The sequence below is a fragment of the Campylobacter sp. JH32 genome, assembly GCF_017846535.1.
GTDB lineage: Bacteria > Campylobacterota > Campylobacteria > Campylobacterales > Campylobacteraceae > Campylobacter_D > Campylobacter_D coli.
Map to the genome: position 1 here is coordinate 22,514 of NZ_JAEQBS010000002.1, position 21,391 is coordinate 43,904.

16 protein-coding genes and 8 tRNA genes are annotated in these 21,391 nt (G+C 30.6%); 17 read left to right on the plus strand and 7 right to left on the minus strand.

Annotation, left to right across the window (positions count from 1 at the left end; all coding sequences use genetic code 11):
* Nucleotides 1-3: 3 nt before the first annotated feature.
* Nucleotides 4-1,368 carry an SH3 domain-containing C40 family peptidase gene (locus tag KAR67_RS01430; protein ID WP_038846029.1) on the minus strand — a complete coding sequence of 455 codons (1,365 nt, stop codon included), beginning with the start codon at nucleotides 1,366-1,368 and terminating at the stop codon, nucleotides 4-6.
* Between the two features lie 48 nt (nucleotides 1,369-1,416).
* Here KAR67_RS01430 and KAR67_RS01435 point away from each other — a divergent pair, with 48 nt between their 5' ends.
* A complete protein-coding gene (locus tag KAR67_RS01435) occupies nucleotides 1,417-2,760 on the plus strand; it encodes a DEAD/DEAH box helicase (RefSeq protein WP_002786184.1) in 1,344 nt (447 codons plus the stop codon).
* Nucleotides 2,761-2,770: 10 nt separating this feature from the next.
* On the plus strand, nucleotides 2,771-3,469 hold the full coding sequence (locus tag KAR67_RS01440) for a flagellar basal body-associated FliL family protein (protein WP_002842851.1): 699 nt from the start codon (nucleotides 2,771-2,773) through the stop codon (nucleotides 3,467-3,469).
* 2 nt (nucleotides 3,470-3,471) lie between these two features.
* Here the strand turns inward: KAR67_RS01440 and lolA are convergent, their stop codons facing one another.
* Nucleotides 3,472-3,981 carry a LolA-like outer membrane lipoprotein chaperone gene (lolA, locus tag KAR67_RS01445; RefSeq protein ID WP_002799757.1) on the minus strand — a complete coding sequence of 170 codons (510 nt, stop codon included), beginning with the start codon at nucleotides 3,979-3,981 and terminating at the stop codon, nucleotides 3,472-3,474.
* A 108-nt stretch (nucleotides 3,982-4,089) separates the two neighbouring features.
* Between lolA and secA the strand changes: the two genes are divergently transcribed.
* The 3 genes from secA to KAR67_RS01460 are packed head-to-tail and all read left to right on the plus strand — an operon-like array spanning nucleotide 4,090 to nucleotide 9,008.
* Nucleotides 4,090-6,678, plus strand: coding sequence for a preprotein translocase subunit SecA (gene secA / locus KAR67_RS01450; RefSeq protein ID WP_162284538.1), 2,589 nt, complete (start codon nucleotides 4,090-4,092; stop codon nucleotides 6,676-6,678).
* The gene (locus tag KAR67_RS01455) at nucleotides 6,675-7,880 is read left to right on the plus strand and encodes an ABC transporter permease (RefSeq protein WP_002823121.1); all 1,206 of its coding nucleotides are present in this window, start codon (nucleotides 6,675-6,677) and stop codon (nucleotides 7,878-7,880) included. Before secA ends, KAR67_RS01455 begins: the two co-directional genes overlap by 4 nt.
* Before the next feature lie 9 nt (nucleotides 7,881-7,889).
* Nucleotides 7,890-9,008, plus strand: a complete 1,119-nt coding sequence (locus KAR67_RS01460; protein ID WP_002776912.1) for an inner membrane CreD family protein — start codon at nucleotides 7,890-7,892, stop codon at nucleotides 9,006-9,008.
* 8 nt (nucleotides 9,009-9,016) lie between these two features.
* Here the strand turns inward: KAR67_RS01460 and KAR67_RS01465 are convergent, their stop codons facing one another.
* A complete protein-coding gene (locus KAR67_RS01465; protein ID WP_002776914.1) occupies nucleotides 9,017-9,394 on the minus strand; it encodes a hypothetical protein in 378 nt (125 codons plus the stop codon).
* 123 nt (nucleotides 9,395-9,517) lie between these two features.
* On the opposite strand from KAR67_RS01465, the gene KAR67_RS01470 reads away from it, so the two are divergent.
* The 8 genes from KAR67_RS01470 to KAR67_RS01505 all read left to right on the plus strand — a co-directional run bounded on the left by KAR67_RS01470 (nucleotide 9,518) and on the right by KAR67_RS01505 (nucleotide 10,976).
* On the plus strand, nucleotides 9,518-10,303 hold the full coding sequence (locus KAR67_RS01470; protein WP_002776916.1) for an amino acid ABC transporter permease: 786 nt from the start codon (nucleotides 9,518-9,520) through the stop codon (nucleotides 10,301-10,303).
* A 61-nt stretch (nucleotides 10,304-10,364) separates the two neighbouring features.
* Nucleotides 10,365-10,440, plus strand: a tRNA-Lys gene (locus tag KAR67_RS01475).
* A 12-nt stretch (nucleotides 10,441-10,452) separates the two neighbouring features.
* Nucleotides 10,453-10,528: transfer RNA gene (locus KAR67_RS01480), tRNA-Val, on the plus strand.
* A 21-nt stretch (nucleotides 10,529-10,549) separates the two neighbouring features.
* A tRNA-Asp gene (locus KAR67_RS01485) sits at nucleotides 10,550-10,626 on the plus strand.
* 3 nt (nucleotides 10,627-10,629) lie between these two features.
* Nucleotides 10,630-10,705 (plus strand) — tRNA-Lys (locus KAR67_RS01490).
* Nucleotides 10,706-10,718: 13 nt separating this feature from the next.
* Nucleotides 10,719-10,794: transfer RNA gene (locus KAR67_RS01495), tRNA-Arg, on the plus strand.
* 8 nt (nucleotides 10,795-10,802) lie between these two features.
* Nucleotides 10,803-10,878 (plus strand) — tRNA-Val (locus KAR67_RS01500).
* 21 nt (nucleotides 10,879-10,899) lie between these two features.
* Nucleotides 10,900-10,976: transfer RNA gene (locus KAR67_RS01505), tRNA-Asp, on the plus strand.
* Nucleotides 10,977-10,979: 3 nt separating this feature from the next.
* Here the strand turns inward: KAR67_RS01505 and KAR67_RS01510 are convergent.
* Nucleotides 10,980-12,254, minus strand: coding sequence for an aminotransferase class V-fold PLP-dependent enzyme (locus KAR67_RS01510; protein ID WP_072222716.1), 1,275 nt, complete (start codon nucleotides 12,252-12,254; stop codon nucleotides 10,980-10,982).
* A gap of 34 nt (nucleotides 12,255-12,288) precedes the next feature.
* On the opposite strand from KAR67_RS01510, the gene KAR67_RS01515 reads away from it, so the two are divergent.
* Both KAR67_RS01515 and KAR67_RS01520 read left to right on the plus strand, forming a co-directional pair.
* Nucleotides 12,289-13,173 (plus strand): DUF234 domain-containing protein, encoded by an 885-nt coding sequence (locus KAR67_RS01515; RefSeq protein WP_025443318.1) that lies wholly within the window; start codon nucleotides 12,289-12,291, stop codon nucleotides 13,171-13,173.
* Nucleotides 13,170-14,189, plus strand: a complete 1,020-nt coding sequence (locus tag KAR67_RS01520; RefSeq protein WP_002784756.1) for a HAMP domain-containing sensor histidine kinase — start codon at nucleotides 13,170-13,172, stop codon at nucleotides 14,187-14,189. The genes KAR67_RS01515 and KAR67_RS01520 overlap by 4 nt, the downstream gene beginning before the upstream one ends.
* A 136-nt stretch (nucleotides 14,190-14,325) precedes the next feature.
* On the opposite strand, the gene KAR67_RS09550 is transcribed toward KAR67_RS01520, so the two are convergent.
* The 3 genes from KAR67_RS09550 to KAR67_RS01535 all read right to left on the minus strand — a co-directional run bounded on the left by KAR67_RS09550 (nucleotide 14,326) and on the right by KAR67_RS01535 (nucleotide 15,778).
* Nucleotides 14,326-14,766: a hypothetical protein gene (locus tag KAR67_RS09550; RefSeq protein ID WP_032685540.1), complete on the minus strand. Its 441-nt coding sequence runs from the start codon at nucleotides 14,764-14,766 to the stop codon at nucleotides 14,326-14,328.
* Nucleotides 14,767-14,774: 8 nt separating this feature from the next.
* Nucleotides 14,775-15,185, minus strand: a complete 411-nt coding sequence (locus tag KAR67_RS01530; RefSeq protein ID WP_223208471.1) for a hypothetical protein — start codon at nucleotides 15,183-15,185, stop codon at nucleotides 14,775-14,777.
* 506 nt (nucleotides 15,186-15,691) lie between these two features.
* Nucleotides 15,692-15,778 (minus strand) — tRNA-Leu (locus tag KAR67_RS01535).
* A gap of 249 nt (nucleotides 15,779-16,027) precedes the next feature.
* On the opposite strand from KAR67_RS01535, the gene flgL reads away from it, so the two are divergent.
* Both flgL and KAR67_RS01545 read left to right on the plus strand, forming a co-directional pair.
* Nucleotides 16,028-18,280, plus strand: a complete 2,253-nt coding sequence (gene flgL / locus KAR67_RS01540; protein WP_162284537.1) for a flagellar hook-associated protein FlgL — start codon at nucleotides 16,028-16,030, stop codon at nucleotides 18,278-18,280.
* Between the two features lie 110 nt (nucleotides 18,281-18,390).
* A complete protein-coding gene (locus tag KAR67_RS01545) occupies nucleotides 18,391-21,360 on the plus strand; it encodes a DNA translocase FtsK (RefSeq protein ID WP_002781369.1) in 2,970 nt (989 codons plus the stop codon).
* Nucleotides 21,361-21,391 lie beyond the last annotated feature (31 nt).

A 21,391-nucleotide genomic window follows, 5' to 3' on the forward strand; every position in this document is an offset into this window, starting at 1 on the left:
AAATTAGTCCGTTTTGTTTTTTAGCTTTTCTAAATAATTTGTAATTTGTTCTTTTTCTTCTTTACTCAAATAAATAAAACTTACCTCTTTAAGTCTTGAAAGCAATAAATTTTCTTTTGAAATTTCATCTTTTCCAATTTCTAAGCTAGTAATAACGCTCGAGCTTATAAGCAGTCTTTGGGTTTCGTCTTTTCTTAATCCCCATATATTGTGCACAGCGACATTTTTATCTGAAATTTTTCCTGCATAAAGCATTATGTGACCAGGCAAATAGAGTAAATTTAAATAAGCTTTTCCAAAACGATCTAAGAAATCTTTTTTTTGAGAATTATCAAGAGTGTTTATATCAAAATGCGTAAAAGAATTTTTTTGCGCAGCTGAATTTCTTGGCAAATAAAGCCCAAAAGCTGAAAAGACATCACGAGTAAGTAAAGAGCAATCTCTTTCAAAATTATAACCACCCCAGCCATAAGGCAAATTTAAAACTTCAGAAATTTGATTTTTTAAATTTTCATCATTGAAGCTTAGAGGAAAATTACTTGCATTATCTTTAGATATCTTGTATTTTTTAGGGCCTATTTTTCCGTAAAAATAATTCTTATCTTCCTTATAATAAGGATAAAGCGCTCCGATTCTGCTTTCAAAGAAAAAATTTCCATCCTCATCTAAAATAGCTAGTTTTTCTTTTAGGGGTGTAAGAAAGTTAAGCTTTTCATAAATTTGCGCTCTATTGTTAGAGAAAAATTCCAAATCTTTGCTTTCTATAAAACCCACCCCTGCTTCGCTTAATACAAAAGCATAACGCTTATCCTTGCTAAAATGCGAAACTAAAATAGGAGTACCCGCATTTAAAATACTATCGCTTGCATAATCAAAAGGAATTCCTTCATTTTCAAGAAAAGGATTTTTTAAAATCGCTCTTTGCGTAGGGATATTTTTAATAAGGGTGTTTTGTATTACTAAAGCTTTTTTATCAAACTTGCCTAGCTCTTTAGTGTTTGCATTATCTATAGTTTTTTCAAACCATGATAAAGGAATTACTTGCTTGTTAAAGAAATAATAAGTATTTTTAGGATTTGTATATAAAGAAAATGACCAAAAAAGATTTTGATTTTTTAAAGTTTTAAAAGAGCTGTGCCATGGGCTAAAAAAAAGTTGTTTGTATTTTTGAGAATCAAAATTTATATTTTGATTCATTTTGGATAAAATGCTGATATTTTGATCAAATTCGAGTTTTGCATAGTGTGAGTCTTGCTGATCTTTAAAATTTAAAATAGTTTGAGATGGGGTTGGACTTAATTTTGTTTCTTTTATAGAACAAGCGGTAAAAAATAGTGCTGTAAGACAAGGATATAGCCAAATTTTCATAATCAACCTTTTACAAAAAGTAGTTATAATTAAAGCCAAGGAAATATAATGCTTGATAAACTAGAGAAATTTTTAGTCTATGATAATGTTTTTTTAAGTGGTGGCGCAGGCGTTGGGAAAAGTTTTTTAACCAATGAACTCATACGCTCTTACAAAAGACAAGGCAAGGTCGTTATAGCTCTTGGTTCTAGCGCACTTTCAGCATTTAATATAGCAGGGGCAACCTTGCATAGTTTTTTTTGTTTGGGTTATTGTCAAGATATGGATACGCTTAGCGTTTTTGATCGCAATCAAAAACAAAGAGAGAAGATTTTAAAGTTAAAAGAAAATCTTAAAAAAATTGATTTAATCATCATCGATGAAATTTCTATGGTAAGTGCTGATATTTTTGAGATGATAGGTTTTAGATTGAAAAATTCGCAATTTGATGGTAAAATTTTAGTTGTGGGTGATTTTTTTCAATTACCGCCCGTGATTAAAGAGAAAAAAGAAAATCTTTTTTTAAATTCTACCTATGCTTTTTCTTCCTTTTTTTGGAAAGAATTAAAATTTAAAAATATCAAATTAACTCAACCAAAAAGAACGCATAATTTAGAATTTTATGGAAATTTATCCTTGATTAGGCAAGGATTTTTAGATGATAAAATTTTAAATTTTTTTGAAAATTTATGTATCAATACAAAAGAATTAGAAGAATTAGATGATGATTATACCTTGCTTTGTAGTATAAATAAAAAGGTAAATGCTGTCAATGATGATAGATTAAGCAAGCTTGAAAGTCCGCTTGTTTGTTTTAAGGCTGAAATTTGCAAAGAATCTAAAGATATAGATGAGCACAAAATTCAAACTTGGATAAAAAGTTTAAATATTTTAGACGAGCTTAAACTCAAAATAGGCGCACGCGTTATTTTTTGTGTGAATAATTGGGATAAGGGATATTATAATGGCGAGCAAGGCATCATCGAAAGTATCACTTATGAAGAGGATAAGACTTATATTGGTATCATGAAAAACAATGGTATTAAAATTATGCTTGAACCCTATGTATTTTTTATGGAAGAGCTTGAGCAAAATAATAATGAAATGTTTATCAATGTACTTGCAAGCGTAAGTCAATTTCCTATTAAACTAGCTTATGCTATTACCATACATAAATCACAGGGTATGAGTATAGAAAAATTAGTATGCGATATTGATCATATTTTTGAAAACGGACAACTTTATGTGGCTTTATCGCGTGCTATAAATCCTGCTACTCTTAAAATTTATTTTACAAAAAGAATAAATTTTAAAGCCTATTTTGCTAGTATTTTAAAATTTGATATAAGTGTGAGAGAATTTTATCAAAATAATGATTTTTTAGATCTTGAATTGGAAAATAATATCATTTAAAAGGATGAGAATGAAAAAAATATTTTTACTTGCTTTTTTATCTTTAAGCCTTAATGCACAAAGTTTAGAGCTTGATAAAATAAGAACAGATTTATACTCAAAAAGCGGAGCAAATGTACTTAAAAAAATTGAAATTTCTTTAGAATTTGAAGGCGAGAAAATAAAAGAAAATGAAAACAAGCTTACAGATGCGGTAAATACCGTGATTTCTGGATTTTTTTATGAAGATATTTTTACAGAGCTTGGAAAAAATAATTTTAAAAAAACTTTAGAAAAATTTATAGATAAAAAATACAAAATTAAAATCAACGAGATTTATATCTTATCTCTAAGCGGAGTAGAAAAATTTGATTTAGAAGAATTTAAGCGTTTCTTGGCAAGTACTGAAGCTAAGGAAAAAAATGTAGGTAGCGAAGTTAAAAAAGCTCTTGATAATTTAGAACTTCCTCAAACTCCCACGGTTCCAAATATTTCCAATATAGAAACTCCACAAATAGATCAACTTTTTCAAGATGATAATACACAAAATCAATATGACAATGGAGAAATCGATATCAATACTCTTAATATCCCTAAAATGACTTCAGATATAGAAGAGAAGATAAAGCGAGATTTGATTGCAAATCCACCGCAAATTTTTAAAGAAAATAATAGCTCTGAAGAAAAAGGCTTTGAGTTGAATTTGGATACAAATTCAACAATGCCTTAATCTTAGCGAACCATATCGTAATAATTAGGAAATTTGGGTTTAAAAACTTCAGGATTGATAGTAGGATTTTTGATTTGATGGTTTAGAGTGATTAAAATATCGTTTTCAAATTCATCCTTATAAGCAATACTTTGAATTTCATTATCTTTGAGCGTGATAGTATAATTTATATTTTCATATTTTGCGATCAGTTGATTGTCATTTAAATGCTTTGCTTTTTTAAAAATTTCATTAAGGTTAGGGATGTTATCAAGATGTGAAAAAACAACTTGTTCTAAATCATGTTCTACTAAGATGATTTGATTTTTATTGATATATATTTCTTTTTTGCTTGGAGTGTCATAGCTCCAATAAGCTTGTTCTTGACTTAAGATAAAATGTCCTGAGTATGAAAGGGTTGAATCTTTTGATTTTACTGATTGCGTGAAATTGCTAGAATAGGTGTTAAAATTAAGATCAATAGCTAAAATATGACTTAAAAAAAAGAAAAATAAACAAAATATTTTTTTCATATACTTACCTTCTAAATTTATTTTGGAATTTTTACAACATTCTAGCTAATTTTAATTAAATAATCGTTATAATCATAGCTTGAAAAAAATATCAAAAGAGGTTTAAAAATGTTTTTAAATACCTTAAAAGCCGTATTTGGGACAAAAAATGATCGTGAGGTAAAAAAATATCTTAAACGAGTAGCACAAATAAATACTCTTGAGAGTAAATATCAAAATTTAAGTGATGATGAATTAAAGGCTGAATTTGGAAAATTTAAAGAGCAAATTCTAAGCGGAGAAAAAAAAGAAAGTGATATTTTAAATGATGTTTTTGCCATAGTTAGAGAAGTGGGAAAAAGAACTTTAAATATGCGCCATTTTGATGTGCAATTAATCGGCGGTATGGTTTTGCACGATGGAAAAATCGCAGAAATGAAAACAGGGGAGGGTAAAACTCTTGTAGCAACTCTACCTGTTGTGCTAAATGCCATGAGTGGAAAAGGCGTGCATGTGGTTACAGTCAATGATTATTTGGCTAAAAGAGATGCGGAACAAATGAGTGCGATTTATAATTTTTTAGGCTTTAGCGTAGGCGTGATTCTTTCATCTCAAAATAGTGATTTAGAACATAAAAAAGCCTATGATTGTGATATTACTTATGGGACAAATAATGAATTTGGTTTTGATTATTTGCGTGATAATATGAAATTTTCAAAGGCCGAAAAGGTACAAAGAGAACATCATTTTGTTATTGTGGATGAAGTAGATAGTATTTTAATCGATGAAGCAAGAACCCCGCTTATCATCAGTGGCCCTACAAATCGTACTTTAGACGGTTATATCAAGGCAAATGAAGTAGCCAAGCAAATGCAAAGAGGTGAGGCGGTTTTACCTCCTGCTAAACCTGAGGGTGATTTTATAGTGGATGAAAAAAATCGTAATATCTTAATCACAGAAGCAGGAATTGCCAAAGCTGAAAAATTATTTGGTGTGGAAAATTTATACAGTCTTGATAATGCTATCTTGGCTCATCAGCTTGATCAAGCTTTAAAGGCACACAATCTTTTTGAAAAAGATGTGCATTATGTTCTAAGAAATAACGAAGTAATCATCGTTGATGAATTTACGGGTCGTTTAAGCGAGGGTCGCCGATTTAGCGAAGGACTTCATCAAGCTTTAGAGGCTAAGGAAAATGTAAAAATTCAAGAAGAAAGTCAGACTTTAGCTGATATTACATTTCAAAACTATTTTAGAATGTATGAAAAATTAGCCGGTATGACAGGAACGGCACAAACAGAAGCAACTGAATTTTCCCAAATTTACAGCTTAGATGTTGTTTCTATACCTACAAATATTCCTATTAAAAGACAGGATAAGGATGATTTGATTTATAAAACTCAAAATGAAAAATTTAAAGCTGTAATTGAAGAAATCAAAAAGGCAAATGCTAAAGGTCAACCCGTACTTGTAGGGACTGCAAGCATTGAAAGAAGTGAAGTTTTTCACAATATGCTTGTAAAAGAAAAAATTCCTCATCATGTTTTAAATGCTAAAAATCACGAGCAAGAAGCTTTAATTATCCAAGATGCGGGTAAAAAAGGTGCAGTGACTATCGCTACAAATATGGCAGGTCGTGGTGTGGATATAAAAATCGATGATGAGATAAGAGCTTTGGGCGGACTTTATATCATTGGTACAGAAAGACATGAAAGCCGCAGGATTGATAACCAACTTCGTGGTCGTGCTGGAAGACAGGGCGATCCAGGTATTAGCCGTTTTTATTTGAGTTTGGAAGATAATCTTTTAAGAATTTTTGGTGGAGATCGTATCAAAAATATTATGGAGCGCTTGGGAATACAAGAGGGCGAGCATATAGAATCAAGGATTGTAACAAGAGCAGTTGAAAATGCGCAAAAAAAGGTTGAAAACTTGCATTTTGAAAGTAGAAAACATTTGCTTGAGTATGATGATGTGGCCAATGAACAAAGAAAGACCATCTATCGTTACCGCAATGAACTTTTAGATGAAGAATATGATATCAAAACCAAAATTTCACAAAATATTGCAGAATATAGTGCTTATATCATGAATGATTTTATGATTGAAGAAAGTGGAACAGAATTAAATTTTGAAAATTTAAAAGCTAAAATTTTGGATGAATGTTCCATTGAACTTAAACAAAGTGATTTTGAAAATCTTAGCTTGATTGAAATGCAAGAAAAACTAAGCGAAATACTAGAAAAATCATACGATGAAAAAATGTCAAAATTGGATTCTAAACAGCTTCATCACATAGAGCGCATTTTATATTTGCAAGTTTTAGACAATGCTTGGCGTGAGCATTTATATCAAATGGATATTTTAAAAACAGGTATAGGACTTCGCGGATATAATCAAAAAGATCCTTTAGTAGAATACAAAAAAGAAAGTTATAATCTTTTTTTAGAGCTTGTTAATCGTATCAAATTTGATAGCATCAAATTGCTTTTTAGTGTGAAATTTAACCAAGAAGAAGCACAAAATTTAGAAGAAAAAGCAAATCAAGAAAATGAAGCTTTATTTGAAAAATCAGTAGAAATGGGTGCTAGTGAGGATAATTTAGGCGAAGCTGAATTTAAAAAAGTTCCACGCAATGCTCCTTGTCCTTGTGGAAGCGGTAAAAAATTTAAAGAATGTCATGGAAAAAGTGGGCCTAAACAAGGAATTTTAGCTTGAAAAAAAGCGTTTTAAAATATCTACTTTTTAAATACTTAAGATTTGATAAAGAGCAACCCTTTATCAATCTCTCTATGCTTTTAGCTTTTCTAGGAGTTTGTGTAGGACTTTGTGTTTTACTTGTGGCAATGGCTATCATGAATGGCTTTGATAAAGAATTTGAAAAGCGTTTTTTTGTGATGAATTATCCTATTACCATAGTGCCAAAATTTTATTCTCCTATGAATGATGATTTGGTAACAGAGCTTAAAAGAGAATTTCCTCATTTGCTTTTTAGTCCGTATATTAGCACTCAAGTTGTAGCAAAAGCAGACAATCGCTTTGAAGGAGGTGTCCTTTTTGGCGTGAATTTCAACGATGAAGTTAAGATCAATGAAGTGGTAGCTAAAGCTTTAAAAGATAAGAATTTAAGCGGCTTTGATATACTTGTGGGTTCGGTGCTTGCAGATGAACTTAATTTACATAAAAACGACAAACTTTCACTTATCTTTTCAAATCTTAGCCCCAGTGGATTTTCTTTGGTTCCACAAGCTAAACGCTTTGATGTGAAAGCGCGTTTCACTTCAGGGCTTATATTTTATGATAAAGCTTATATGTATACGGATGTAAACGCACTTCGAAAAGTACTTGGTATTAGCAATCAACAAAGTTATGATGGCGTACATGTTTATAGCGAAAATGCATTTAAGGATGTAGAAAAACTTAAATCCTACCTAAAGAGTGATTATGCTGTTGTAGGCTGGTGGGAACAAAATCAAAACTTCTTTTCTGCTCTTAAGCTTGAAAAAAGAGCGCTTTTTATTGTTTTGATGCTTATTATCTTGGTGGCAAGCTTAAATATAGTGAGTTCTTTACTGATGATAGTAATGAATCGTCGCACCGAAATCGCACTTTTACTTGCTTTAGGTGCTAGTAAATTAGAAGTTAAGAAAAGCTTTTTTGCCTTAGGCATGCTAATAGGTGGTGGCGGTATGATCATAGGAATCATACTCGCATTTTTTGCTTTGTGGCTTTTAGGAAATTTTGATATTGTCACCTTGCCCGCAGATGTTTATGGTACGAGCAAATTACCGCTTGATTTATCTGTGATGGATTTTTCTTTAACCTTGGTGGGTGCTTTGATAATCATTGCTTTATCTTCTTATTATCCTGCTAAAAAAGCAACACAAATCAATGTTTTAGATACTTTAAGAAACGAATAGGGAAAAAAGATGGAGCAAAAATTTGACGAAAATAAATTCATGCAAGAGTATGCTAGAAATCAAAGATTAAAATCTCTTACTTTAAAAGGTGTTTTGATTTTTATTATAAGCATAGTTTTACTTATTCCTTTATTGATGTTAAAAACCTTAGTAGAAGATAGAAAATATAATGCACAAAATGTTATTTCATTGATGGGAAAAGCTTGGGGTAGTGATGAGTTTTATACGCCAAGTTTAAATGAAAAAATTTTGCCTAATAAATTAGAGCTTTGGGTGGATTTAAAATATCAAGAACGCATTAAGGGTATTTATAAAATTCCGCTTTATACTGCTTTCGTGGATTTTAATGCAAGTTTTAATATGGAAAATTTAAGCAATTTTGATGAAAATTCTATCCAATTTTCAAATGGAAATTTAAAAGATTTACAATTTAATATCTTAAAAGATGTTTTATGGGTAAGTGGAACTTTACAATTAAAAGGTTATGGCTCTTTTGATGCTAATATGCAAGCTAAAGAAAATATCATACATATAAACTCAAATGCTACAAACCCTTCCTTTGAATATGCTTTGCCAAATGATTATTCTATCGATAAAAAGGGTTTTAGTGCTTTTTATGAATTTCAAAATAGCATCTCAAATGATAGGGTGGAGAAAAGAAGATTGAGTGTTGAGTTTTATCAAGGGGTGGATGAGTATCGCTTGATCGATCGTATGATAAAATATGGGTATTTGTTTATTATTTTAACTTTCTTGGTGTTGTTTTTATGCGAGCTTGCTTCAAAGAAAAATGTTATTTTACTTCAATACGCGATTTTAGGAGCAAGTTTGATAGTATTTTACCTTATGCTTTTAAGTTTTAGCGAGCGCATAGGATTTAATTTTGCTTATCTTTTTTCAAGCTTGGCTATAATTATACCTTTATCACTTTACACTTTAAGCATCATGGGGCAAAAGCGTTTTGCTATAGTAATGGCTACGATTTTATTTATTTTATATTTATGTTTGTTTATTATGTTAAAGCAAGATGAATATGCATTATTGATAGGAACCTTTATAGCTATGTTTGGAATTTATGCAGCTATGTATTTTACTAGAAATTTAAATAAAGATTATCATCAAGGATGATTTTTTTCTTAATGATAATCTTGTATTAGACTTTTTAAAATCACTCCATCAAGTCTTAATTCATAAGCTTTTTCAAGCTTATGTAAATTTTCTACTAGGAGTAAAATTTTGCTATCAAAGAGATAAAATTCCGCTACTTCAGAAGCAAAACGAGCTAAATTTTCATCATCAAAAAGTAAAAATTTAGCCCCTAAAGCATTGCTTAGAAAAATTTCATTTTTATCTTGTATCAAAACAGCAAAATCCAAATTTTCATTTTTTGCATTTTGGATGATTTCTTCATTATACAAAAAGCAAGAAATTTGATCTTTTTTTAGTTTTTTGCTTTCATCAATAAAGCAAAAATTTGAATTTTGTGTTAATAAATAGTGTCCTAAAATCAGCATTTTAGTTTCCTTATTTTGTTTTTATAATCATAGTTAAGTTTAACTTATAAAAAATTTTAAAATTAGAGCTTAATTAAATTTAATTAGACTTTGGCTAAAATATCTACAATAAAAGGAGAAAACTTGTCTTTATTTATACAAAAATGTAAAAATTTTAAATTTCAAGCACCACTTTCTAAAAAAACGATATTTTTTAATTCTTTGGTTTTAATTTTTATTTTAAGCTTATTTTTTTATTTTAGCTTTAGTGTGAGTGCTTATCATTTCAATTTTGTTTCTTTACTAGAATATAAAAATAAAATTATCTATGGTTTTTTTCAAACCCTATCTGTTAGTTTTTTTGCTTTAATATGCAGTATATTTTTGGGGATTGTAATTTGCTTTTTTTCTTTAAGTAAGATTATTATTTTGAGATTTTTTGCTACTTTATATGTGGAGCTTATACGAGGAACCCCCTTGCTTGTGCAAGTGCTTTTAGTTTTTTATATCATTGCAAATAGCTTAGGATTTGATGATCGCTACATCGTAGGGATATTTATCCTTTCCATGTTTTCAGCAGCTTATTTATCTGAAATTTTTAGAGCAGGGATTTTAAGTGTACCTATCATTCAAATAGAAAGCGCTAGGGCTTTAGGACTTAGCGAAAGGCAAATTTTTTTATACATCATTTTTCCTCAAGCTATTAAAAATATTTTAGCTCCTATTAGTGGGCAACTTGCTAACCTTATCAAAGACAGTTCTTTATTAAGCGTGATTGCACTTAATGAGCTTACTCAAAGTATACAAGAAGTGAATTCATATATCTTTGCAACCTTGGAAGGATATATCGTTTTAGCTTTTGCATATCTTATCTTAACCTTACCTATAGGTGTATTTTCACGCTATTTAGAAAGAAAATATCAAAAATAAGCTAAATTTCCTTGACAAATCGATATATATTTTGGCATAATCACATTTTCATTTAAAAAATGTCTCGTTAGCTCAGCCGGTAGAGCATCTCCCTTTTAAGGAGGGGGCCGTTGGTTCGAATCCAACACGGGACACCATTTATTTTTTAAGGTCGCTTAGCTCAGTTGGTAGAGCGCCACCCTTACAAGGTGGATGTCATAAGTTCGAGTCTTATAGCGACCACCATTAAATTATTACTTCTTAGGTGCAGCGGTAGTTCAGCTGGTTAGAATGCCGCCCTGTCACGGCGGAGGTCGCGGGTTCGAGCCCCGTCCGCTGCGCCATATGTCTCGTTAGCTCAGCCGGTAGAGCATCTCCCTTTTAAGGAGGGGGCCGTTGGTTCGAATCCAACACGGGACACCACTTATCGGGTTTAGACCCTTTCGTCTAGTGGCCCAGGACAACACTCTCTCTGTGTGGAAACAGAGGTTCAAATCCTCTAGGGGTCGCCAAAAATTAAGGTCGCTTAGCTCAGTTGGTAGAGCGCCACCCTTACAAGGTGGATGTCATAAGTTCGAGTCTTATAGTGACCACCATTCAATTATTACTTCTTAGGTGCAGCGGTAGTTCAGCTGGTTAGAATGCCGCCCTGTCACGGCGGAGGTCGCGGGTTCGAGCCCCGTCCGCTGCGCCATCTTTAAAATTTTAATTTAGCGATACTTTTTTGCAGTGCTTCAAAGAAATAATCAATATCTTCTTTTTCATGAGTATAATGCAAACTAATTCTTAGCCAACCCGGTTTAGTTTTTAATTCCTCATTGTCCTTTAAGCCCAATAAATCATGCCCATAAGGACCAGCGCAAGCACATCCCGCACGTGTTTCTATGTGGTATTTTTTACTCAGTTCATAGGCTAAGTCAAAAGGAGAAATATTTTTAATATTAAAAGCAAAGATAGGTAAGCGAGTTTTTATATTATTAGCATATAGGATTAAATGAGGTATTGTTTTTAGTTTTTCAAAGAAGTATTCTTTTAAAATTTCTTCTTTTTTTTCTATTTCTTCTATGCCTATTTCATCCTTTATTTTAAAAGCTAAGCTCGCACGAATGAGTTGTAAAATTCCAGGAGTCCCTCCTTCTTCTAAAGCCTCTTCATTGCAAAGATAGCATTGAGAGGTACGCGAAACATAGCCTACAGTCCCTCCTGCGGCAAAACTAGGTTTACTTCCGCAAAGTTCTTTTTTAATTGCTAAAAGACCAGAACCTCCTATGCCGCCGATTAATTTATGAGAGCTTATAAATAAAGCATCATAATACTTGCAGGCTATATTTTTATAAGGGATAAAGCTTGACGCATCAAAAGCGACTATGCCTTTAAATTTACGCACTAACTTAGAAATGCGTTTATAATCACTTAATATACCTGTAACATTTGAAGCGAGGGAAAAACTAGCAATGATTTTTCTGTGTTGATTTTCTTTTAAAACTTTTTCTAAGATTTCAAAGTCTATATTTCCTTTTTTATCTAGGGGAATTCTTATGCATTCACACAAACCTTCGCGAAAAGAAAGCTCGTTAGAATGATGTTCGTAAGGCCCTACGATAACTAAGGGTAGGGTGTTTTTATCCACTTTATCAAAATACTTTTCTTTGATAAGTGGCGGGATGTAAATTCCAAGCAATTCTTGAAATTTTTTAATGGCGCTGCTAGAGCCTGATCCGCAAGCAATAAGTGCAAATTCATCGCTTAAATCAAGGCTTGTTTTGATATCTTTGCGTGCTTGTTCATAAATTTGTTGAGTTTTAAAAGAGTTTAAAGAGCTATCAGAATGAGTATTGGCATAGCTTGGTAGTATTTTAGCAATTTCTTTTTCCACGCATTTTAGCGCTAAAGCACTAGCTGTAAAGTCAAAATGCAAGGTGCCTTTTTTTAAAATTATTTCTTTTTTTAAATCTGAAATTTGCAAGCACAATCCTTTAAAAATTTGCTAAAATTATACTATAAAAATACTTTTAAAAAGGAAAAATATAAATTTTAATCACTTTGCAAAATTTTGCAATACTTCAGCTTTAGCTAAAATTTTTGATTTTTATAGTGTTTTTGAGGGTTTTGAGAGTTTAGATAGTTTAAATTTTGAAGAAGATGTGTTTGAGAATATAGAATATCTTTTATTGAAAAATTACTTACATATTAAAGATTATTTTAAGCTTGATGAAACCGCTTCTTATGCTCTTAGCTTACTGGCTAAAAACAATCGTAAGCGTTTTTCTATCAATAGAAAAATTCAGCATTTTAAAGCTTTATCAACTTTAAAATATCTTTTAAGAGCGGGGATTATAAAACTTGAGCATAGCAAAGAAGCAAAAAGGATAAAAGATAAACGACAAAAACTTAAAAAAGAATTGAGATCTTATGTGATACAAGATAAAATTATCTTTGCCAATCACTTCACCCGTTTCTTTTTTTATTTTTTAAAGCCCAATGAAAAGTTGATTTTACAAAATCATTATGAAGAAGTTTTGGGATTGATTAAAGAGAAATTTGAGCTTTATCAAAGTTTTTGTTTTGAACAGCTCTCTAGGGAATTACTTGAGAAAAAATTTCAAGTGAGTGGGGTGCAAAGTTATTGGGATAAAAATTTAGAACTTGATCTTTATTATAAGGATGATGAGATAAGTTTTATCGGTGAAGTTAAATTTAAAAATAAAAAAATTTGTAGAAATATTTTAAATCTTTTAGAATCAAAAGCAAAATCTTTAAAGTTAGAACCAAATAATTATATTATCATTTCAAAAAATGGTTTTAGTAAAGAATTTTATAAAATTTGCAAGCAAGATTTACTTTTGCTAGATTTAAATGATTTTAAAATTTTATTAGAGGAAGATAAATGAATGAAAATATTTTAAAAAGTCTTGATTCAAGTGAAAAAGAAACCTTACAAAAAGGCTTACAAAGCCTTATAGAGCAAACTTATATCGTAGAAAATGAATATAAAATTTTAAATGAAAATTACAATTCTTTGCGTGCTATGGTAGATGAGATTATCGAGGTTTTGCCTAGTGCGCTTTGGATTTTAGATAAAGAAAAAAATATTATTTTGCAAAATCAAGAAGCCTTGAAAAAACCTAAATTGCTTGATATTATCAGTCTTGAAAAAAATCGTGATGAGCTTGAATTTGAGAATAGATTTTATGCGGTTAAAATTATCGCTCATAATGAAAAAACCATAGTTTCAGCTACGGATATTAGCGATGAAAAGCGTAATGAAAGACTTGCTAGTATGGGAAGTGTGGCGGCGCATTTAGCACATGAGATAAGAAATCCTATAGGATCTATATCCTTGCTTGCTTCTACACTTTTTTCTCGTAGCGAACTTAAAAACAAACATATCGTACTTGAAATTCAAAAGGCTATTGCTAGGGTAGAGCGTATCGTAAATTCTACTTTACTTTTTACTAAAGGTGTGCACATCAATGCAAATGAGTTTAATCTTTTAGAATTAACAGAAGAGTGCGAAAGTGCCATAAATTCTTACAACTACTCATCTCAAATTGATTTTGAAATTAAGTTTTTAGATATGAAAATTTATGGAGATAAAGCACTTTTGTCTTTGGTTTTGCAAAATTTAATTTATAATGCCATAGATGCGATTGAAGAAAGCGAGTGTGAAAATCCTAAAATCAAAATTCAAGCAAGCTGTGATGAGCAAAATTTATACATTAGAGTTTATGATAATGGTTGTGAAATTAAAGATGAAAATGCAGTTTTTGAAGCTTTTAAGACAACTAAACTTAAAGGCAATGGATTAGGCTTATCACTTTCTAAAGAAATCATTAATACTCATAAAGGAGAATTAAAATTTGAGATTTGGCCTAAAAATTTTTATTTTGTTTTACCTTTGCATTGATAATAATTAAATCTTATAAAATTTTTAATTTTTTAATTGTTAAAATTTGAAATTAAATATCAAAGATAGCTTTAAGTATACAAAATAGCAAGTCAATAAGCCAAAACTGCATACTAAAGCTTAATTCATATCGCTTTTAGTTTGTATTTTTACTTTGTCTGACAATTCTTTCACATAATTCTTTATATCCTGGGATAACTTTTTCTTCTTTTTTGCTGATTAGGTTTGAGGTAGGATTTTTTGTTACTTTTTTGGGTTTTCCTATGGTTTGATATTCTAATTCTCTTATTTTTAGAGCTTCTTGTTTGACTCCTAAAGCATCTTGGTTTAATATAAGAAAATCTCTGATGATTGTTTTATATATATCCATCATTCCGCGTTTAAAGTGAGGGATTGCTCTTTCTAGATTGGTATATCGTGCATCATCTTTTAAAAATACTTCGCATAAATGCGACATGGCATGATGAAATTCATTTAAAACTGGTATGGGGGCGCAAGAGATTTTTACTTCTTTATATGTTATTCCTCCTCTATTTAATCCAAAAAAACCATAGTGCTCTGATGCGCGATTTAGCATTTCTATCGCTATTTTTTTCTATTTTCAAATCCTATATTTTTTCTGAAGGTATTGTATAGATCAATTGAATTATAAAATTCCACAACACACGAGCTTAATATTTGAGAAAGATCTCTATGGTGATTATCCATGCAAATTATTTTTTCTTTATAATGTATTTTCTCTGGTAATCTTTCTTGACAGCGTATAGCATTGATTATTTTTGCTACGATTTTTTGAGTATTGTTTTTATTTAATAAAGCTCTATAATAAAGTAAAAAGCAAAACACAAGTTCATAGTTTCTTCCAGAAATTAAGGATTCTCTATCTATTTGTAAAAATTGAGAATATAAAATATAGTATTCGAAGTCTAATTTTATGCTACTTTTGCCGACTTCTCCTTTTAAAAACTGATCTTCCAATTCAGTAAAAAAAAGCATTTGTTTTTTTATTAAATGCAACATTTGCAGGAAATATCGCTATTCCTTTTGCTTCCATAACCCCCCCCCCTTTTTTTTTAGTTATTGGTAATAGATTTTTATTTGTATCATAATTTTTTTATGAAAAATAATACAAATATTTCAGTTTAAATAAATATGACTTTTTAATTTTTTATTTAAACTTTCTCTATTGCGCGAACTATATCAAATTTTAGTTTAATTTAAGTTTAATTATACATTTTTAATCTTATTTAAGAACATAGGGCTATTTTTATCTTATTTTAAGAGAGTGCGCTTATTATTTTTAAATAATTTATAATTAAATGTTTAACATAATTTAAAGCATATTTGCTTGCATAAAAATATTCTTCATATATTATAATAAATGCTTTAACTGGGAAAAACTAATATTAAATGAATTTTTCAAAACAAATGGAAACAATAAAAATACAAATGATAAATATTTTTATAATAAAATCTTTGAAGTTAGTTAAATTCAAGTGGAATGGTGCCTGAGGTCGGACTCGAACCGACACAAGGTTGCCCTTACCAGATTTTGAGTCTGGCGCGTCTACCAGTTTCACCACTCAGGCTTTGTAAGGTGTAATTATATCTATTTTAGACTAAAAAAGACTTTAAAAATATATAAAATATTTTAAAATTTATTTTTTATTTGCTTAAATGGAGTTTTGTATGAAAAATATCAAAATTTTTTAAGGATAAAATATTATTAAATTTTTATTGATGCCGATATTGTAAAAATAAAATTGGAACAATTATTGCTTGTATTTACAAAGCAATGTTTGAAAAGATTTATTTAAATCAAAACTCCAAGGATGAATATGAGAATTACAAATAAACTCAACTTTACAAATTCTATAAGCACTTCTATGGGCGCTCAAAGCTCTTTGTATCAGATTTCGCAGCAACTTTCATCAGGGATTAAAATCCAAAATTCTTATGAAGATGCAAGTGTTTATATAGATAATACTCGCCTTGAATATGAACTCAAAACTTTAGAGCAAGTTAAACAAGCTACAAACTCAGCTAAAGAAATGACGCAAAATAGCATGAAAGCTTTACAAGATATGGTTAAGCTTCTTGAGGATTTTAAAGTAAAGGTTACTCAAGCAGCAAGCGATAGTAATTCTCAAACTTCAAGAGAGGCTATAGCCAAAGAACTAGAACGCATTAAAGAAAGCATAGTTCAGCTTGCAAATACCAGTGTTAATGGTCAGTATCTTTTTGCAGGTTCTCAAGTTGCAAACAAACCTTTTGATTCTAACGGAAATTATTATGGAGATAAAAATAATATTAATGTAGTAACTGGAGCTGGAACTGAAAGCCCATACAATATACCAGGTTGGGATTTATTTTTTAAAGCAGATGGAGACTATAAAAAACAAATAAGCACTAATGTTAGTTTTACAGATAATCGTTGGGATTTAAATAAAGACCCTGATAAAACTAAATATCTCACAGGAGATTCTAAATGGCAACAACTTATCGGACAAGGTTATGTAAAAGATAATAGCTTAGATGCTGACAAAGACTTTGAGTATGATGATAGCAAACTAGATTTTCCTCCAACAACTCTTTATGTTCAAGGTACAAGACCCGATGGAACAAGTTTTAAAAGTGCTGTACTTGTAAAACCCGAAGATACTTTAGAAGATGTAATGGAAAATATTGGAGCTCTTTATGGTAATACTCCAAATAATAAAGTAGTAGAAGTAAGTATGAATGATAGTGGTCAAATTCAAATTACAGATCTAAAGCAAGGTAATAATAAACTCGATTTTCATGCTGTAGCTTTCACACCACAAGCTGATGATAAGACTGAGCTTACAGGTATTATTGATGCTGCCAAACAAGAAGGTATTTCAATGAATGAAGTTACAAATAGGGTTATGCAAGCTGCTACGGCTGCTCCTAGTAATGGAGATATAACAAAATTAAACAACCCTGTAACTGTAACAATCAACAATCAACAATTCACAATCGATTTAAAACAAACTGATTTTATCAAAAGTAAAATGACAGATACAGATGGAAATGCTGCTAATGGAGCTGATTACGATAATGTGTATTTTGAAAAAAATGGCAATACTGTTTATGGTAATGTTTCTCAAGTTATCAAAGGAAGCAATGCTTATGCCACTGATTCAACCAAACTTAGCGAGGTAATGGCAGGAGATAGCCTAAATGGTACTACTTTAAATTTAAAAGTCAATTCCAAAGGTAGAAATTCTTACGATGTTACTATAAATTTACAAACTTCAACTGTAAGCTATCCTGATCCTAATAATCCAGGTCAAACCATAAGCTTTCCTATTATGCATACTAATCCTGCAACTGGAAATAGTGGGGTTGTTACAGGATCAAATGATATTACTTATGGTCAAATTAATGATATTATAGGTATGTTTGCTGCAGATAAAATTCCTACAACAACCATACAAGCCAATAATGGTCAAATTAATAATGCAGATTATACCCAAATACAACAACTCATGAAAGATTCACAAGCTACTGTTGATGTAAGTATGGATTATAAAGGTCGTATTAGTGTTACTGATAAACTTTCATCAGGAACCAATATAGAAATTTCTCTTAGTGATTCTCAAAGTGGCCAATTTCCAGCACCTCCTTTTACCACAACTTCTACTGTGCAAAATGGTCCAAATTTTAGTTTTAGCGCGAATAATTCTTTAACTATAGATGAGCCAAATGTGGATATTATTAAAGATTTAGATTCAATGATTGATGCTGTTTTAAAAGGCAATATGAGAGCAGACTCCGAAAGTGAAAACCCTAGAAATACAGGTATGCAAGGAGCTTTAGAAAGACTTGATCATTTAGCAGATCATGTTAGCAAGCTTAATACAACTATGGGAGCATATCATAATACTATCGAAGGTGTTAATACACGCACATCCTTTTTAAGCGTTAATGTCCAAAGTATAAAATCAAATGTGATTGATGTAGATTATGGTGAGGCAATGATGAATTTAATGCAAACACAGCTTGCATATCAAGCTTCTCTTAAAGCTAGTACAACAATTTCTCAACTTAGCTTATTAAATTATATGTAAAAAAACTATGCTATAATGGCTTCTTAAAAAATTATTTTCAAGGAAAAATCATCAAAAAAGAAGCCATCTTTACAAGTTCTACTTTTGGTATCTTTTATCTGTGTCTTTGTATGCTAGCTCCAGATATGGGAGTTTGGCTTTATAAGGCAAATTTGTTTTTGTTTGGAGAATTTGCGTATTATTATCCTTTTTTCTTATTTATTTTAAATTATGTTTATTATAAAAGAAATTACAAATTAGCTAATTTTACAAGAAGAGAGCTTTTTGGTATAGGATTTGCCTTTTTCTCGAGTTTGCTTTTATTTGCAGTTTTTTATCCTAATTCAGGCTATATATTAGAGCTTGCTTATGCGATTTTTTCTACTATTTTGGGGCATACTGGGAGCGGAATTTTCGCTCTTTTACTTTTGTTTTTTTCTTTTATTTTATTGTTTCCAAAAACTACAAAAGAGCTTTTTAAAATTGAAATCAATTTTAATATTTTACTCAAAATAGAAAATGCTTTAAAAGTATTATTAATGAGAGTTTTTGGTGGAGAAAATGAAAAAGATGATTTAAGCAAGATAGAGCCTAAAGCACCTATTGTTACTTTAGAAAAGAATACAGCTTTCGTTCAAGAAAAAATTCAACATGAGAACGAAAATTTAAACTTAAATCCAACAGAAGAGCTTGTTAAATATAGCAATATAAACGCAAGCAAAAATTCCATAATCACCGCAAAAGAGAACTTTGAAAAACTCAAAAACCAAATTTTAGACGAAAAAGTAGAGATAGATAAAGAAAGCATAAAAGAAGCTAAAAGTTTCATTTATGAAAACTCGCAACAAGTAAGAAATTTTGCCCAAAAAGCGAGTAGAATGAGTATAAAACTTGATGAAGATTTTAATTTTATTTCAGAAGAAGAGGTAGATATGATCCCAGAACGATTTTTAAAACCTAAAAAGCTTGAGGATATTAAACAAATTGACACAAGCAATAAAAATTTAGATGAGCCAAGCTATAAAAGAAAAAATATTGAAATTTCTATACCTAAGCAAGAAATAAAACCAAAAATTTTTACTAAAGAATTAGAGCTTAGAGAAAATTTAATGAAAGAGGCAAAATTAGAACAAGAATACAAAGCTTATCAAAATGAAATTTTAGAAAATAAAGTTCAAGAAGAAATTAAAGAATTAGAAAAAAAGGATAGTTTAGAGCCCAATTTAAATCATATCATACAAGGAAGTAAATACAATTTTGGTACACCTTTGCAAGAAGTATCAAGCGCAAAAGAAGAAATAAAAACACAAAATGCACCAATTCCTTCTATCTTAGAAAAGACAAATGAGGTTGAAATTATAGACTTTGATGAAAGTGAAATTGAAATCAAAAAAATGGAAAGCATAAATAAAAGCATCCATGATTTTATACCCATAGTTGAAGAATTGGAACATCCTTATATAGAGCCTACTCCTATTGTAAAAATTGAAGAGCTAGAGCCTTTAAATAATCAAATAAATAAACAAATCCCAATTCAAGAGAAAGATGAAATCACAGAGCAAGACAATAGCTTTAGCAAGGAGCAAATTTCACAAGAACCAAGCCAAGAAATCACTAGGCAAAAAGCAATTTTAGCTAAAGAAATCGAGCTTAACAAAGCTTTACTTAGGGAAATAGAGCAGGGCGAAATGGAAAAACCTAAAGATTTTGAGCTTCCACCGCTTGAGTTTCTAACAAACCCTAGTCACAACAAGCAAGAGATTAATGAAAGTGAAATTGATAAAAAAATCTATAATCTACTTGAAAAATTGCGTCGTTTTAAAATAGGGGGCGATGTTATCAGCACTTACATAGGACCTGTTGTAACTACTTTTGAATTTCGTCCGAGTGCAGATGTGAAAGTCAGTCGTATTTTAAATTTGCAAGATGATTTAACCATGGCTTTAATGGCAAAGTCAATCCGTATCCAAGCGCCTATTCCTGGAAAAGATGTAGTGGGTATAGAAGTGCCAAATGATGAAATTCAAACTATTTATTTAAGAGAAATTTTAGAAAGCGAAGTCTTTAAAAACGCAAAAAGTCCTTTAACCATAGCTTTGGGTAAAGATATAGTAGGAAATGCTTTTGTAACTGATCTTAAGAAACTTCCACATTTACTCATTGCAGGAACCACAGGAAGTGGAAAGAGCGTGGGTATAAATTCTATGCTTTTAAGCCTTTTATATCGCAACTCTCCAAAAACTCTACGCTTAATGATGATAGATCCAAAAATGCTTGAATTTAGTATTTATAATGACATCCCTCATCTTTTAACACCAGTAATCACCGATCCAAAAAAAGCAGTTAATGCTCTTTCAAATATGGTTGCAGAAATGGAAAGACGCTATCGTTTAATGGCTGAAGCAAAAACTAAAAACATAGAAAATTATAATGAAAAGATGAAAGAGCTAGGGGAAGAAGAACTTCCTTTTATTGTTGTGATTATCGATGAACTGGCTGATTTGATGATGACTGCAGGTAAGGATGTGGAATTTTATATAGGTCGTTTAGCGCAAATGGCAAGAGCAAGTGGAATTCATTTGATCGTTGCGACACAACGCCCATCGGTAGATGTTGTAACAGGGCTTATCAAGGCCAATTTACCAAGTAGAATTTCTTATAAAGTAGGGCAAAAAATTGACTCTAAAGTTATCTTAGATGCTATGGGGGCTGAAAGTTTGTTAGGTAGGGGGGATTGTTTGTTTACTCCTCCTGGAACAAGCTCTATCGTTCGTTTACATGCTCCATTTGCAAGCGAATTTGAGATAGAAAAAATCGTAGACTTTTTAAAAGATCAACAAAGCGTAGAATACGATGAAAGCTTTTTAAAAGATCAACAAAGTATGGGCGTAACAAGTAGTGAAAGTATGAATAATGGCGAATATGATGAACTTTATGAAGATGCCAAACGCGTTATACTAAGCGATGGAAAAACAAGTATTTCTTATCTGCAAAGAAAGCTTAATATCGGATACAACCGCGCAGCCAATATTATTGATCAGCTTACAGAAAGCGGAGTGCTCAGCGAACCAAACTCTAAAGGACAAAGAGAAATTTTATAAATCTTTGGTAATTTAAAAGATTAAAGAATGA

What these genes read in the sequence shown, in the direction of transcription:
- KAR67_RS01430 (WP_038846029.1), bottom strand. Translation starts at nt 1,368, where the DNA reads ATGAAAATTTGGCTATATCCTTGTCTTACAGCACTATTTTTTACCGCT.
- KAR67_RS01435 (WP_002786184.1), top strand. Translation starts at nt 1,417, where the DNA reads ATGCTTGATAAACTAGAGAAATTTTTAGTCTATGATAATGTTTTTTTA.
- KAR67_RS01440 (WP_002842851.1), top strand. Translation starts at nt 2,771, where the DNA reads ATGAAAAAAATATTTTTACTTGCTTTTTTATCTTTAAGCCTTAATGCA.
- lolA (WP_002799757.1), bottom strand. Translation starts at nt 3,981, where the DNA reads ATGAAAAAAATATTTTGTTTATTTTTCTTTTTTTTAAGTCATATTTTA.
- secA (WP_162284538.1), top strand. Translation starts at nt 4,090, where the DNA reads ATGTTTTTAAATACCTTAAAAGCCGTATTTGGGACAAAAAATGATCGT.
- KAR67_RS01460 (WP_002776912.1), top strand. Translation starts at nt 7,890, where the DNA reads ATGGAGCAAAAATTTGACGAAAATAAATTCATGCAAGAGTATGCTAGA.
- KAR67_RS01465 (WP_002776914.1), bottom strand. Translation starts at nt 9,394, where the DNA reads ATGCTGATTTTAGGACACTATTTATTAACACAAAATTCAAATTTTTGC.
- KAR67_RS01520 (WP_002784756.1), top strand. Translation starts at nt 13,170, where the DNA reads ATGAATGAAAATATTTTAAAAAGTCTTGATTCAAGTGAAAAAGAAACC.
- KAR67_RS09550 (WP_032685540.1), bottom strand. Translation starts at nt 14,766, where the DNA reads ATGCTAAATCGCGCATCAGAGCACTATGGTTTTTTTGGATTAAATAGA.
- KAR67_RS01530 (WP_223208471.1), bottom strand. Translation starts at nt 15,185, where the DNA reads ATGCTTTTTTTTACTGAATTGGAAGATCAGTTTTTAAAAGGAGAAGTC.
- flgL (WP_162284537.1), top strand. Translation starts at nt 16,028, where the DNA reads ATGAGAATTACAAATAAACTCAACTTTACAAATTCTATAAGCACTTCT.
- KAR67_RS01545 (WP_002781369.1), top strand. Translation starts at nt 18,391, where the DNA reads ATGCTAGCTCCAGATATGGGAGTTTGGCTTTATAAGGCAAATTTGTTT.